The following is a 13916-nucleotide window of genomic DNA, read 5'->3' as shown; positions in this document are numbered from 1 at the left end:
GGAGGTATGTCGGTGATGCGGCCAACCTGGGCGCCGTCGGAGGTCGACCTGAGCAGGCCGAGCCAGGCTCGGATGTACGACTACTTCCTCGGCGGCGAGCACAACTTCGCGATCGACCGCGAGGTCGCCCGGCGAGCCATCGACCTGCTCCCGGACCTGCCGATGATCATGCGGGCGAACCGGGCGTTCCTGCGCAGGGCGGTGCGCTTCTGCGTCGCCCAGGGCATCACCCAGTTCATCGACCTCGGCTCCGGCATCCCGACGGTGGCCAACGTGCACGAGGTGGCGCAGGAGCAGAACCCGGACTGCCGCGTCGTCTACGTCGACTTCGACCCGGTCGCGGTGACGCACAGCGAGGCGATGCTGGTCGGCAACGGCAGGGCCGCGGCGATCCAGGCGGACATCCGCAACCCGAGGGCCGTGCTGGTCTCGCCGGAGGTGCGCTCGCTGATCGACCTGGACCAGCCGGTGGCCCTGCTGATGCTGGCGGTCCTGCACTTCATGCCGGACGAGGAGCAGCCGTACAAGGTGGTCCAGCAGTACCGCGACGCCGTGGCGCCCGGCAGCTACCTGGCGATCTCGCACGCCTCCTTCACCACCAGCGACGACACCGCCCAGGACCGGATCGAGCTGATGGAACGCGCCGGACTCGACCTCGTTTCCCGCACTTCCGAGGAGATCTCCGAGTTCTTCTCGGGTTTCTCGCTCGTGGAACCTGGTTTGGCCAGATTGCCGCTGTGGCGTCCGGACTCGGTACGGGATCTCGCATACGAACCGGAGCGTTTTGCGGGCCTCGTCGGTGTGGGGTATAAGGTCTAGACCACAATCGCTGTGGATATGAAACGAATGCATACCTTGTGGCCTGCCTCGGGTTGACCGGGGCGGGTTAGGCTTCGAACCCCGAGTAACGAGGGGTGTGCGGTGGACCGTCACGGTTGGGCATCGGGTCAGTATCGCCTGACGCGTCCCCCTGTCGACCGCACTACCGAGTGTCTGCAGTTCCCCAAGGCGCACTTAGGAATACCTAGAGTCAGCAACGTGCGGGAAGTAGCCCGGAAGGCTGACCCTGGCTGCCGGATTGTCCGTGCTGATGGCCACGCCGTAACCTTCGCCCACGGCACGGCGGGGCGTACCGGTCGTGACCGCGCGAGGACCGCGACGAGCGGACGCGTCACGGTGTTGCATTTCGTTCCCCTTTCCGGGGACCCCGTGGGTTCCATTCGCACTCACCACGGGCAGGTGGTCCCTGGAAGTGTTCCGATCCGGCGGGGGAGTGCCGGGGAACACACCGCGGAAGAAGGACAAGGCGTGTCGGATCTGTACCGGTTGGACGGGCATCGGCCCAGGTCCCGAGAGTGCGATGAGATCGACTACCGTCATCGCGGCATCGAACTTGTTGAACAGGGTGTCGTCTTTGTGCGGCGAACCCGGCCAGACTCCCAAGGGGAGGTCGGAAAAACGCCCGGGAGATCCGGTTCGTACGCAATGGTCGGGCGAAGAATATGAGTGGTTCCAACAACGAGTCATTTCCACTCGGGAGGCTGCTGGTGACCCCGGCCGCCGAGTCCGAGCAGCCCGCCTGCGCGCGCTTCGCCCGCACCTGGGTCCGGTCCATCGCGGGCACCAGCTACGTCTCGCTGAGCCTCGCCGAGACCGAGCAGCTGCTGCTGCTCTACACCGAGCGGCTGGTGCAGGCGCTGTTCGCCGAACCCTTCCGCTCGACGCCCGCGCGCGAGGTCGGTTTCCACCTCGTCAACGCACACTTCACCGGGATCGAGACCCTGAGCCGGAGCGTCGCCCTGCTGGGCGATGAGCTGCTGAGCGAGCTCGGCCTGGAGGGCGACGAACGGCTCCAGGTCCGCGTCGCCGCCCTCCAGGGCGCGCTCTCCGCAGGCTACGCCCAGGCGCTGCGCGAGCGGACCCTGGACGAGCAGGAGGCCATCCGGCAGGCCGTGCTGGACGCCCGGGACGCCGCCGAACAGGCGCGCAGGGCCAGCGAGGCCCGCTTCCGCGCGGTCTTCGCCGAGGCCGCGATCGGCATCGCGATCGGCGACGTGCGCGGCCGGATCGTCGAGGCCAACGCCTCGCTGCAGCGGATGCTCGGCTACGGGCTCGACGAGCTGCGCAAGCGCCGCGCCCGCGACTTCATGCTCTCCGACGACGCCGCCGAGGTGTGGCGGCTCTACAACGAGCTGGTGCGCGGGCACCGCGAGCACTTCCGGGTGGACAAGCGCTTCGTCCGCGGCGACGGTGCGGAGATCTGGACCAACCTGACCGTCTCGCTGATCCGCGACGAGCAGGGCGCGCCGAACTACGTCGTGGTGATGGTCGAGGACGTCACCGACCGGCACCTGCTGCAGACCCGGCTGCGGCACCAGGCGCTGCACGATCCACTGACCGGTCTGTCCAATCGTTCACTGTTCATGGACCAGCTGGCCAGGGTCTTCGAGAGCGCGGAGCAGGACACCAGGGTCGGCCTCTGCTACCTGGACCTCGACGGGTTCAAGGTGATCAACGACAGCCTCGGCCACGACGTCGGCGACCAGCTGCTGGTCGCGGTGGCGCAGCGGCTGGACACCTACGTCTCCGGGCGGGGCCGGATGGTGGCCAGGATGGGCGGCGACGAGTTCGTCATCCTGATCGAGAACACCCGCTCCACCCAGGACGTCATCACCGTCGCCGACCAGGTGCTGCACGGGCTGACCAAGCCGATCAAGGTCGGCAAGCACGAGCTGACCGTCTCGGCCAGCATCGGCCTGGTCGAGCGCGAGGTGGTCGGCACCACCCCGGCCGACGTCATGCGCGACGCCGACATCACGCTGTACTGGGCCAAGGCCGACGGGCGCTCCCGCTGGGCGCAGTTCGACGCCGAGCGCAACGCCCGCGAGGTCGCCAGGTTCACCCTCTCCGCCACCATGCCCTCGGCGCTGGAGCGCGGCGAGTTCTACGTGGACTACCAGCCGCTCGTGCGCCTCGCCGACACCAGGGTGGCCGGGGTCGAGGCGCTGGTCCGCTGGCAGCACCCGGAGTTCGGCAGGCTCGCCCCGGACCGCTTCATCGAGCTGGCCGAGGAGACCGGGATGATCGTCCCGCTCGGCCTGTGGGTGCTGGAGCAGGCGTGCACGCAGGCCAAGGACTGGGAGGAGCGCTTCGGCGCCGACGCCCCGTTCGTCAGCGTCAACCTCGCCGTGCGGCAGCTGCGCGACCCGCGCCTGGTCTCCGACGTCTCGCGCATCCTGGCCAAGGTGGGGCTGCGCCCGCACCGGCTCCAGCTGGAGCTGACCGAGAGCGCGATCATGGGCAACGCCGACGAGCCGCTGGACGCGCTGCGGGCGCTCTACGACATGGGAGTGCGGATCGCCATCGACGACTTCGGCACCGGCTACTCCAACCTCGCCTACCTGCGGAACCTGCCCGTGCACGAGCTGAAGATCGCGGGTTCGTTCGTGGAGGGGCTGCGGGCCCACTCCGGCCACGACGGCGGCGATGTCGACCAGCAGATCGTGGCGACGCTGGTGTCGCTGGCGCACACGCTGGGCCTGACCGTGACGGCGGAGAACGTCGAGACCGCGCCCCAGGCGCAGCGGTTGCGGGCGATCGGCTGCGACTCCGGCCAGGGGTGGTTCTTCGCCCGCCCCGGCCCGGCGACCCAGATCGACGAGCTGATCTCCGCCCACGCGTAGCGAGAACGAATCCTTTTCGGATCAGAGGTTCTACCGGCGCAGGTCGATGACGACCTTGACGTCGTCCTCGGCACGGGTCAGCGCGTCGGTCCACGAGGAGAGCGGGACGCGGCGGGTGATCAGCCGCTCCAGCCACCCGGGATCGGCCGCCGACAGCGCCTTCGCGGCCTCGCGGTAGTGCGCCATCCCGGCGTTGACGCTGCCGACGACGACGGTGTTGTGCAGGACCATGGCGTCGTTGATCGCCGCGCCGGGCACGGAGATCTCCTCCTCGCTGCCGGAGATCCCGGTCAGCACCACGATCCCGTTCCGCGCGGTGCGGCCGAGGACGTCGAACACCAGGTCGGCGGCGCCGGTGCACTCGATCACCACGTCCGGTCGCACGGGGACGGCGTCGAGGTCGTGGTGGTAGGTGGCGCCCAGATCGCGCACCAGTCCGGGTTTGCGCCCGGCCCGCACCCTGTCCAGCACGTGCACGTCCAAGCCCCGCTGCGTGCCGATCAGGGCCGCCAGCAGGCCGAGCGGGCCCGCCCCGGTCACCAGCACGGTGCGGGGCGCGGCCTCGACGCGGGCGCCGATGCGGTCCACCTGGCCCCACGCCTTGGCCACGACCGAGGCGGGCTCGGTGAGCACCCCCAGCTCACCGAGCCCCGAGTCGACCCGGACGGCGAACTCCGGCGGCACGGTCCACCGCTGCGCGCCGTACCCGTCGAGCTCGGTGATGCCGCGTTCGGTGTACTCCCCGTTGGCGCAGAAGTCCCATTGCCCGTCGGCGCACGGCTCACACGGTCGCGGGTCCGGGCGGCGGACCACCCCGACGACGTGATCTCCGATGGCGAAGCCGCTTTCCGGCGGTGCTTCGAGGACCCGGCCGAGCGATTCGTGGAACAGGACCATGCGGTCCTGGCCCGGCGGGACGCGGCCGAAGCCGTCGTGCACGATCTCGGAGTCCGTGGCGCACACGCCGACGAGCAGCCCCGCCACGAGCAGTTCGCCTTGCGCGGCAACGGGATCGGGAAGTTCGCTGATCTCGGCCAGTTCGGGCTTGCCGGGTACCACCGTCGCCGCTCTCACACCGATCAGGGTTGCAGCAGCAGGCCGTTCTTGCCAGTGCGGGCGGCTTCGAAGCGCTGGTTGACGTCGGTCCAGTTGATGACGTTCCAGAGTGCGTTGAAGTAGTCGGCTTTCACGTTGCGGTACTGCAGGTAGTAGGCGTGTTCCCAGGCGTCGAAGGCCAGCAGTGGGGTGGTGGCGATGGAGAGGTTGGAGTGGTGGTCTTTGAGCTGTTGGGTGATCAGTCGCTGGCCGACCGGTTCCCAGGCGAGGATTCCCCATCCGGAGCCTTGGATGGTGGAGGCGGCGGCGTTGAGCTGGGTGCGTAGGCCGTCGAAGGATCCGAAGAACTCATCCACGGCTGCGGCGAGTTCGCCGACGGGTTTGTCGCCGCCGTGGGGGGAGAGGTTTTTCCACCAGACCTGGTGCAGGGCGTGTCCGGCGAGGTGGAAGGCGAGGGTGGTTTCCAGGCCGACGATGGAGCTGAAGTCTTGTTTGTCGCGGGCTTCGTCGATCTTTTCCAGGGTTTGGTTGGCGCCGGTGACGTAGGCCTGGTGGTGTTTGGAGTGGTGCAGTTCGTTGATCTCGCCGATGATCGCCGGTTCCAGAGCGGAGTAGTCGTAGTCCAGATCCGGCAGGGTGTAGAGCGCCATGCTGTTCTCCTCGTCCGCGAGTGCTGACGGGGAGATCATCGAACCTCCAGCTGACTTGAGGTCAAGCGTGACGGGTGCCACCAGACCAGTGCGGTGACGAGCGCGGCGGCCACGAGCGCCGCGCCGACGGTGAACCCGAGGTGGTAGCCGCTCAACAGCGCTTCCCGCGTGGGCTGCTCCGCCGCGGCGGTGCGCGTGGCCGCGAGGACCGCGAGCACGGACAGGCCGAGCGCGCCACCGACCTGTGCGGTCGTGTTGACCAGACCCGAGGTGAGCCCGGAGTCCTCCGGTGTGGCGTCCGACATCGCCAGCACCATCAACGCGGGCATCGCGGTGCCGAAGCCGATGCCCAGGGCAAGCATCGCCGGGAGCACGTCGAGCACGAAGCCCGCGTCGATCGGCGCGCGACTCAGCAGCACCATTCCCGCGAGGAGCAGCCCGAGGCCCGCGACCAGCACGCGGCGCGCGCCGAAGCGGGTGTTCAACCGCGCGGACAGGCCGAGCGAGACCGCTCCGATCGCCACCGCCACCGGCAGCATCGACAGACCTGCCTGCAGCGAGTCGTAGCCCAGAACCCGTTGCAGGTAAAGCACAACCAGGAACTGGAAGCCGAACATCGCCGCGATCAGCAGGACCTGCACCACGTTCGCGCCCGCCACGCTGCGCGAAGTGAGGATTCGCAGCGGCAGCAACGGGTTCGGCGTGCGGGCCTGGCGGACGACGAAGGCGATGAGCAGTGCGACGGACACCGCGCCGAAGCCCAGCGTGTGCGTGGAACCCCAGCCGTGGCTCTCCACCTCGACGATCGTGTAGACGCCGAGCATCAGCGCCGCGGTGACCAGGACCGCGCTGCCGCTGTCCGCGCCCTTGCCGCTACCGCTCTCGTCATCGAGGAACCGCACCGCGGCGAGGAAGGTGGCGACACCGATCGGCAGGTTGATCAGGAAGATCCAGTGCCAGCTGGCCGACTGCGTGAGCACGCCGCCCGCGAGCGAGCCGATCGATCCGCCCGAGGCCTGGACGAAGCTGTACACGCCCAGCGCCTTGGCCCGGTCCCGCGCCGCGGGGAACAACGTGACGATCATGCCGAGGATCACCGCCGAGCTGACCGCGCCGCCGACGCCCTGCACGAACCGGGCGACCAGCAGCACCTCCGGGCTCCACGCGAGGCCGCACAGCAGGGACGCGACGGTGAACACGGCCAGCCCGGCCAGGAACACCCGCTTGCGGCCGAGCAGGTCGCCGAGGCGCCCGGCGAGCAGCAGCAGCCCGCCGAACGGGATCAGGTAGGCGTTGATCACCCAGGCCAGGCCGGAGGCGGTGAAGCCGAGGTCGCCGGCGATCGCCGGCAGCGCCACGTTCACCACCGTCTGGTCCAGGATGATCATCAGCGTGCCCGCGCACAGGGCGGCGAGCGAGAGCCATCGACGTTCCATGGCCTTGACCTCCATAGGTGCATGACTTGTTACTGGGGCCATGCTCTGTGACTATGGAGCCCCGCGGAAGGAGGCACTTTCATGTCCCAGAGGAACACCGGTGTGACCCGGGAGGAGTTCGTCGAGGAGGCGTGCCCGATCGTCGAGGTCCTCGACCACGTCGCCGGGAAGTGGGCCATTGGGATCATCGTCGCGGCCGCGCGCGGACCGGTGCGCTTCACCGAGCTGGAGCGCACCGTCAACGGGATCAGCAGGCGAATGCTCACGCTGACCCTGCGCAAGCTGGAGCGCGACGGCCTGCTGCACCGCACGGTCTACCCGACCGTTCCGCCCAAGGTCGAGTACAGCCTCACCGACATCGCACGGGAGCTGCACGAGTCGCTCAGCTCGCTGGTCGACTGGGCGGAACGGCACCGCGGCACCATCGCCGCCGCCCGCAGGTCCTACGACGGAGCGGCCGCGTCCTAGTCCGCGCTCACGCCCGTCGCGATTTCCGGCCGGTCGAAGCGGTCCTGGCCCGCGCCGTCGCGGCGATCGTCTCGCCGAGGAAGTTCGCGACGACCTGACGGTCCCGCTCGCTCAACGGCTCCCAGGCTTTCGCCAGTTCGCGGGCCAGTGGCAGGAAGAACTCGGCGGCGAGCGCCCTGGCCCGGGGGAGCATCCGCAGCTCGACCTTGCGGCGGTCGGTGTCGCTGCGGTCGCGGCTGAGGTGGCCCGCCTGCTCCAGCCGGTCCAGCACCGACGTGGTGGCCGATGCGCTCAGGTCCAGGGTTCTGGCGAGTGCGCCCGGTGTCATCGGGGTGCCCGTCCGCGCGGCCTCCGCGATCACCGCCAGTGCCGTCATGTCGGTGGGGTGCAGCGTGTGCGCCGCGCTGAAGATGTCCACGAATCTGTTCGACTCGACGGTCAGCGAGCGCACCAGGCTGATCAGGGTCTCGTCGTCCACTCGACTTGCCTCGGTCACGCCCGCCATCCTACTCTTTCGTTCATCGAAACATTCGTTGATCGAAAGAGTTGGCCATGAGAGCCCTCGCCGGGGCACTGCTCGTCGTCTGGCTCGCCGTGGGCGGCCTCACCGGCGCCTACGCGGGCAAGCTCGTCGAGGTGTCCGAGAACGACAGCAGCGCCTTCCTGCCGAACTCGGCCGAGGCGACCGTGGTCGCCGAACTCCAGAAGAAGTTCCAGAGCGACAACGCCATTCCGGCGATCGTGGTGGCCGAGCGGACCGGAGGGCTCACCGAAGCCGACCGGTCGTTCGTGGTCGAGCGCACGCGTGCCTACAAGGCGTCACCCGTGATTCCCTCGGCACCGCCGGACATCGCGGCCGCGCAGGTCGTCGTCCTGCTGGACGTGACCGACGATCCGGGCGACGCGGTCGAGCGCCTGCGCGACGGTTTGCGCGAGCCGCCGCAGGGGTTGACGGTGCTGGTCACCGGCCCCGCCGGGCAGATCGCGGACCTGTCGGCGGCGTTCGGGGGCATCGACGGGCTGCTGTTGCTCGTGGCGGCCGGCGTCGTCGCCCTCATCCTGGTCGTGGTCTACCGGAGCCCGCTGTTGCCGCTGCTCGTGCTGCTGTCGGCGGTGTTCGCGCTGGGGCTGGCGAGCTTCGTCGTTCACCTGTTGGCCTCCAACGACATCCTGACGTTGAACGGCCAGAGCCAGGGCATCCTCTTCATCCTCGTGGTCGGGGCCGCGACCGACTACGCGCTCCTGCTGGTGTCGCGGTTCCGGGAGGAGCTGCGCGACACCGAGGACAAGTTCGCCGCGATCCGCACAGCGCTGCGGCAGACGATCGAGCCGATCGCCGCGTCCGCGGGCACGGTCGTCCTGGGCGTGCTGTGCCTGCTGTTCAGCGACCTCGACTCGAACCGGGGACTCGGCCCGGTGGCCGCGGTCGGCATCGGCGCCGCGCTGCTGGCCGCGACGACCTTCCTGCCCGCGGCACTGGCGTTGTGCGGGCGGGGTGCTTTCTGGCCGTTCGCGCCGCGGTTCGGCTCAACGCACTCCGGGACCGGCGGTCTGTGGGGACGAGTCGCGGAACTGGTGCGGCGCAGGCCCCGTGCGATCTGGGTCTCCACCGCGGTGCTGCTGCTCGTCGGCGTCGCGTTCATCCCGCAGCTCAAGGTTTCCGGCACGGCGCAGTCGGACTTCTTCCTCACCCGGGTCGACTCGGTCGCTGGTCAGGAGGTCCTCTCGCGGCACTTCCCCGGCGGCGCCGACTCACCGACGGTCGTCATCGCCAACGAGGCGCGGACAGCGGCGGTGATCGCGAAGTCCACAGTGGACGGTGTCGCGGCGGTGCGCCCGACCGGGACGGCGGAGGGTCTGGTCCGCGTGGAGGTCACGCTCGACGACGCTCCGGACTCCGACGCGGCCGTGGCGACCGTCGAGCGCATCCGGGCGGCGGTGCACGGCATCGACGGTGCGGACGCGAAGGTCGGCGGGCAGACGGCGACCTTGCTGGACACGCGGTCGACCTCCGAGCGCGACCGGCTGGTGATCATCCCGATCGTGCTGGTGGTGGTCTTCCTGGTGCTCGTCGCGCTGCTGAGGTCGTTGCTGGCGCCGTTGCTGCTGATCGCCACGGTGGTGCTGTCCTTCGCCGCCACGATGGGGGTGTCGGCGCTGGTCTTCAACCACGTGCTCGGCTTCCCCGGTGCCGATCCGGTCGTGCCCCTGTTCGGGTTCGTGTTCCTGGTGGCACTGGGCATCGACTACAACATCTTCCTGATGACCCGGGTCCGCGAGGAGACCGCGCGGCTGGGCACGGTCGAGGGCACGCTGCGCGGGTTGAGCGTGACCGGGGGCGTGATCACCTCGGCGGGCGTGGTGCTCGCGGCGACGTTCGCGGCGCTCGCGGTGCTGCCGATCCTGTTCCTGGCCCAGATCGCGTTCATCGTGGCGTTCGGCGTCCTGCTGGACACGCTGATCGTGCGGTCGCTTCTGGTCCCCGCCCTGGCGGTGGACATCGGCGGGCGCATCTGGTGGCCGTCGAAGTTGCGGTAGGTCGTGCCGTCCTGGGCGCCGGTGCGCCGCCGGCGCCCAGGACGGACGCGCCGGTCAGAACAGCGGGGCGGCCACCTCCCGCTGTTGGGCGTTCCAGCCGGACAGCCGAACGTGGGGGACCTTCCCGCCCAGATCGGAAATCCGGTACTCGGCGGTGATGGTGGTCTGCTCACCCGGCCACAGCGTGACGTAGTTGTCGGTCCACGTCGCGGGCGTGACCTGCTCGCCACCGGCGCCCTTGCGCAGGCTCGCGCGCTGGAAGAACGCCACCGTCTTGGAGTCGTTGCGCAGGGTCACCTCGGTGACGACCTTGTCGCCCCGCACCCGCGAGCGGGCGTCCTTGGTGGACAGTTCGGCGGCCGGGAGGTCCTGCAGCCCCTTCATGTCGCCGTACTCGACGGTGGGGGAGTGCCACCAGGTGACCTTGCTGTGGTCCACCTTGTCGTCCTTTGTGGACAGTGCGTAGACGTTGCGGTCCAACGCCTTGCCGCTCGCGTCCTTCATCACCAGGCGGACGAAGTACGCGCCGTTGACCGAAGCGGGCTTGGCCGCGGTCATCGCCCGCACCGAGGCGTTGGCCCTGGCGGTGACCTGCTTGGTCTCCGAGGACAGCACGGTGCCCGCGAGGTCGAGCGCGGTCGCCTCCACGGTCAGCCCGGCGACCTCGTTGAGGCCGGTGTTCACCACGGCGATCGAGCGGTCGTCGTAGGAGTACTGCGCGTGCAGCGGGCGCAGCCCCGTCTTGGCGCCGAAGTACGAGCCGTTGGTGCCCAGCTCGTAGTCGTAGAGGTGCCAGTACAGCGTCGGCCACGCGTTGTTCAACATCCAGTAGATGACGCCGGTCGACGGCTTCTCCGCCGCGGAGAAGTCCCGCCCGTACGCCTCGAACTGCGCGCGGTTGGCCTCGTAGTTGGACAGCTGGGCCTTCCACAGGAAGTCCTCGCGGTCCTTGATCGGCCCGTAGCGGTTGGTGATCGCCCTGACCAGGTCGCCGAGGTTGGAGAAGACCTGCTTCTTCGCCAGGTGGTAGTGCGCCTGGTCCGGCTTGCGCCAGAGGTCGTCGATCTCGGCCTCGGTGAGGAACTTCTTCAGGCTGTCCAGCTCGGGGACCATCGGGCCGGGCCCGGTCTCGGAGGCGAAACCGTAGTTGCCACCGTTCTTCTTCTCGTACCAGTAGTTCGGCGGGATCCACCAGTACGGCCCGTCCATCTTCATCCCGGCCTCGCCCAGGATCGGCGGCGGCTGCTGGGAGGACGGCCTGCGCGCGGCCGACGGCATCACCGGCACCCGGAAGTCGACCTTGTGGAAGGCGTCCAGGTACAGCTTTTCGATGGCGGCGGTGGCGTAGTTGTCGCTGCCGATGAAGAAGGCCAGGATGCTCGGGCTGTTGACGAAGCGGCGCGCCTCGGCGGTGGCGGACTCGGCCGCGACGCGGTTGTCCTCCTCCGTCCACGGGTGGGTGGGGTTCTTCTTCGCCCACGCCTCCCACTTCGTGCAGCACTCCCAGCCCGGCATGAGCATGATGCCCATGCTGTCGGCCAGTTCCAGCAGTTCGTGGTCCTCTTCCTTGCCCTCGAGGCGGATCGTGTTCAGGCCGAGGTCCTTGACGTAGCGCAGCTGGTCGGCGAGCCGTCCTGGCTGCGTGCGCAGGAACAGGTCCGAGGCCCAGCCGCCGCCGCGGACGCCGAAGTCCTTGCCGTTCACGGTGAACTTGCGGTAGCCCTCCGGCGTCAGGAACGAGCCGACGTCGCGGATGCCGAACTTCCGGCTCGCGCTGTCGGAACCGGCCACGTGCAAGTTCAGCGTGTACCTGGGCTGCTCGCCGAACTGGGCGGGCCACCACACGCGCGGGTTGTCGATCCGCACCGGGGCGAACTCGACGGTCTTGGTCTCCTTGGGCGCCAACGTGATCCGCTGTTCGAAGCGGGCGCGCTCGATATCGCCGCCGACCGTGGTGATGATCGAGCGGTCGGTGTTGTTGCGCACCTCCGCCTTCACCGTCACGTCGGCCCTGCGCATGTCGGGCAGCTGGAGCTTAGGCAGCGCGCGAGGGTCGAGCAGGGACACCGGGCCGGTGGAGGTGAGGTTGACGTCCCGCCAGATGCCCATGTTGTTGTCGGGCGCGAGCGGGCTCCAGTCCAGGAAGCTCACCGTGAGGTCGCGGAACGGGTCGGCCGGCATCGCCTTGATCGCCAGCGCGTTGCGGCCGGGCCGCAGCAGCGCGGTGACGTCGAACTCCTGCATCGGGTAGGCGCCGACGACCTTGTCCGTCCCGGCCAGCTTGGTGCCGTTGAACCACACCTCACCGCGCGAGATCACGCCGCCGTTGAGCCGCAGGAACGTGTGCCTGCCCGGTACCGGCGCGGCGACCAGGTCGCGCCGGTACCACCACGGCACCTGGAAGTCCTTGGCGTCGACCTGCTGCAGGTTGGTGGAGTGGTTGACGTCCGGGTACTTGCGGTTGGCGATGAGCCCGGCCATCACGGTGGAGCGAGCGGGCACCCGCAGCCAGTCCCGCTCGGGGAAACCGGGAACGGAGATGCGGTCACCCTCGACGGTCAGTCCCGCGGAGGAGCGCATGCGCCAGTCCGGCACGGTGGCCGTCTGACCGAGAGCGGTTGGCGCGCTGAAGCCGACCGCCCGCTCGTCCTGCTGCGCGATCGCGGCGGGGACGGGCGCGAGCAGGGCGAGGCCGAGCGCGGCGGCGAGCCATGGGGCCTTGCGTCGGAACATGAGCGGCACTTTTCCCGCGTGAACCGATTTCGACAAGAGTCCTAACGAAGTAAATCTCCCACGCCCCTCCTCCGTCCGTACGAACCCAACGCCGCGTTCGGTGCGTTGGTGGCCCTGGACGACGCACGCGATTTCACCGCGATTTCAGCGGCCGTCCTTAGCGTCCTCGCCGTGACGAGACACGAGGGGTCGATGATGGTCAGGCAAACCGGGAAACGCCGGATGGCACTGGTGCTCGCCGCCACCGCCGTGCTGGGCGTGCCCGGAATCGCGCAGGCGGGGCAGGCCGACACGCAGGAACTGCTGAACCGCTATCTCACGCACGCCGGTCCGGGAGCCGCCGTGCTCGCGGGGAACACCTCGACTTCATGGAGCGTGCACAGCGGCACCGCCGTGGTGAACACCAACCAGCCCATCCGGCGGACCGACCGGTTCCGGATCGCCAGCCAAACCAAGACGTTCACCGCCGCCGTGGTGCTCCAGCTGGTCGACGAGGGCAAGGTGGCCCTGGACACCGCGATCGAGCGCTACCTGCCCGGTGTGGTCACCGGCAACGGCCACGACGGCAACCGTGTCACCGTGCGGCACCTCCTGCAGCACACCAGCGGGATCCCGGAGAACCAGTCCGGCCCCAAGCCCAAGCCCAACCCGGACGGTACGTACTCGCTGCGGGAGCTGGTCCGCGACGGGCTGAGCCGGCCTGCGGTCGCACCGCCGGGCACCCGTTTCGAGTACTCCAACACCAACTTCCAGATCGCGGGCATGCTGATCGAGAAGATCAGCGGCCAGTCGGCGGGGGACGCCATTACCGACCGGATCATCCGGCGACTCGGACTGACCGACACCAGAGTCCCGAAAGCCGGAGACCGCCAGCTCGGCACGCCCTACGTGCACGGCTACGCCGGTCGCCGCGTTGGCCCGTTGTTCTTCTGGACCGACAACACCACCTCGCTGGAGCCGTCCCTGCTCAGCACCGCGGGCGATGTGGTGTCGACTCAGACCGACATGACCGCGTTCGCCCGCGCTCTCGCCGACGGCAAGGTCGTCTCCTCCTCCGCCCTCGCCGAGATGCGCAAGACCGTCCCGGTGCCCGGCGCCAAGGCGGGTGACTCCGACAGCTACGGTCTCGGCCTGCAACACCTCACCCTGTCCTGCGGTGGGCACGCGTGGGGGCACGCCGGCGACACCAACGGCTACAGCTCGCTGACCATGGCCACCGAGGATGGCCGGTACGCCTCGCTGGTCACCAACACGATCGTCATGAACACCACCGCTCCGACGCGGTTCGCCGTCATCGACTCCGCGTTGTGCGGGTGACCCTTCAGCTCACGCCCGCCGGCTCGTCGATGACG

Annotated in this window: 11 protein-coding genes; 6 read left to right on the top strand and 5 right to left on the bottom strand. The window is 69.1% G+C overall.

The annotated features are described in order from the left end of the window. Positions 1 to 15 precede the first annotated feature (15 nt). The 3 genes from BLT28_RS26945 to BLT28_RS26935 all read left to right on the top strand — a co-directional run bounded on the left by BLT28_RS26945 (position 16) and on the right by BLT28_RS26935 (position 3683). Complete coding sequence (locus BLT28_RS26945) at positions 16 to 819, top strand: SAM-dependent methyltransferase (RefSeq protein WP_231950445.1); 804 nt, start codon at positions 16 to 18, stop codon at positions 817 to 819. Between the two features lie 102 nt (positions 820 to 921). Next, positions 922 to 1506, top strand: a complete 585-nt coding sequence (locus BLT28_RS42915; protein ID WP_081900868.1) for an SAM-dependent methyltransferase — start codon at positions 922 to 924, stop codon at positions 1504 to 1506. 41 nt (positions 1507 to 1547) lie between these two features. After that, positions 1548 to 3683 carry a putative bifunctional diguanylate cyclase/phosphodiesterase gene (locus tag BLT28_RS26935; protein ID WP_231950444.1) on the top strand — a complete coding sequence of 712 codons (2136 nt, stop codon included), beginning with the start codon at positions 1548 to 1550 and terminating at the stop codon, positions 3681 to 3683. 30 nt (positions 3684 to 3713) lie between these two features. Here the strand turns inward: BLT28_RS26935 and BLT28_RS26930 are convergent, their stop codons facing one another. The 3 genes from BLT28_RS26930 to BLT28_RS26920 are packed head-to-tail and all read right to left on the bottom strand — an operon-like array spanning position 3714 to position 6825. After that, positions 3714 to 4757, bottom strand: coding sequence for a glucose 1-dehydrogenase (locus BLT28_RS26930; protein WP_030433776.1), 1044 nt, complete (start codon positions 4755 to 4757; stop codon positions 3714 to 3716). 5 nt (positions 4758 to 4762) lie between these two features. Further along, a complete protein-coding gene (locus BLT28_RS26925) occupies positions 4763 to 5389 on the bottom strand; it encodes a superoxide dismutase (RefSeq protein ID WP_083383851.1) in 627 nt (208 codons plus the stop codon). Positions 5390 to 5424: 35 nt separating this feature from the next. Beyond that, positions 5425 to 6825, bottom strand: coding sequence for a DHA2 family efflux MFS transporter permease subunit (locus tag BLT28_RS26920; protein ID WP_197683900.1), 1401 nt, complete (start codon positions 6823 to 6825; stop codon positions 5425 to 5427). Between the two features lie 81 nt (positions 6826 to 6906). On the opposite strand from BLT28_RS26920, the gene BLT28_RS26915 reads away from it, so the two are divergent. Then, the gene (locus BLT28_RS26915) at positions 6907 to 7293 is read left to right on the top strand and encodes a winged helix-turn-helix transcriptional regulator (RefSeq protein WP_030427092.1); all 387 of its coding nucleotides are present in this window, start codon (positions 6907 to 6909) and stop codon (positions 7291 to 7293) included. Positions 7294 to 7300: 7 nt separating this feature from the next. On the opposite strand, the gene BLT28_RS26910 is transcribed toward BLT28_RS26915, so the two are convergent. Continuing rightward, a complete protein-coding gene (locus tag BLT28_RS26910) occupies positions 7301 to 7798 on the bottom strand; it encodes a MarR family winged helix-turn-helix transcriptional regulator (protein ID WP_030427093.1) in 498 nt (165 codons plus the stop codon). A gap of 47 nt (positions 7799 to 7845) precedes the next feature. On the opposite strand from BLT28_RS26910, the gene BLT28_RS26905 reads away from it, so the two are divergent. Continuing rightward, on the top strand, positions 7846 to 9831 hold the full coding sequence (locus BLT28_RS26905; protein ID WP_030427094.1) for an MMPL family transporter: 1986 nt from the start codon (positions 7846 to 7848) through the stop codon (positions 9829 to 9831). A 54-nt stretch (positions 9832 to 9885) separates the two neighbouring features. Here the strand turns inward: BLT28_RS26905 and BLT28_RS26900 are convergent, their stop codons facing one another. After that, entirely contained in the window at positions 9886 to 12564 is a 2679-nt protein-coding gene (locus tag BLT28_RS26900; RefSeq protein ID WP_030427095.1) for a glycosyl hydrolase 2 galactose-binding domain-containing protein, read from the bottom strand. A gap of 171 nt (positions 12565 to 12735) precedes the next feature. Between BLT28_RS26900 and BLT28_RS26895 the strand changes: the two genes are divergently transcribed. Continuing rightward, the gene (locus BLT28_RS26895) at positions 12736 to 13881 is read left to right on the top strand and encodes a serine hydrolase domain-containing protein (RefSeq protein WP_231950443.1); all 1146 of its coding nucleotides are present in this window, start codon (positions 12736 to 12738) and stop codon (positions 13879 to 13881) included. Positions 13882 to 13916 lie beyond the last annotated feature (35 nt).

This window comes from Allokutzneria albata (assembly GCF_900103775.1).
Lineage (GTDB): Bacteria > Actinomycetota > Actinomycetes > Mycobacteriales > Pseudonocardiaceae > Allokutzneria > Allokutzneria albata.
Note: the sequence above shows the minus strand (reverse complement) of the source record. Positions and strands in the feature narration are given on the sequence as shown.

Coding starts and splice junctions, on each gene's coding strand:
- BLT28_RS26945 (WP_231950445.1), top strand. CDS start 16: ATGCGGCCAACCTGGGCGCCGTCGGAGGTCGACCTGAGCAGGCCGAGC.
- BLT28_RS26925 (WP_083383851.1), bottom strand. CDS start 5,389: ATGGCGCTCTACACCCTGCCGGATCTGGACTACGACTACTCCGCTCTG.
- BLT28_RS26920 (WP_197683900.1), bottom strand. CDS start 6,825: ATGGAACGTCGATGGCTCTCGCTCGCCGCCCTGTGCGCGGGCACGCTG.
- BLT28_RS26915 (WP_030427092.1), top strand. CDS start 6,907: ATGTCCCAGAGGAACACCGGTGTGACCCGGGAGGAGTTCGTCGAGGAG.
- BLT28_RS26910 (WP_030427093.1), bottom strand. CDS start 7,798: ATGGCGGGCGTGACCGAGGCAAGTCGAGTGGACGACGAGACCCTGATC.
- BLT28_RS26905 (WP_030427094.1), top strand. CDS start 7,846: ATGAGAGCCCTCGCCGGGGCACTGCTCGTCGTCTGGCTCGCCGTGGGC.
- BLT28_RS26900 (WP_030427095.1), bottom strand. CDS start 12,564: ATGTTCCGACGCAAGGCCCCATGGCTCGCCGCCGCGCTCGGCCTCGCC.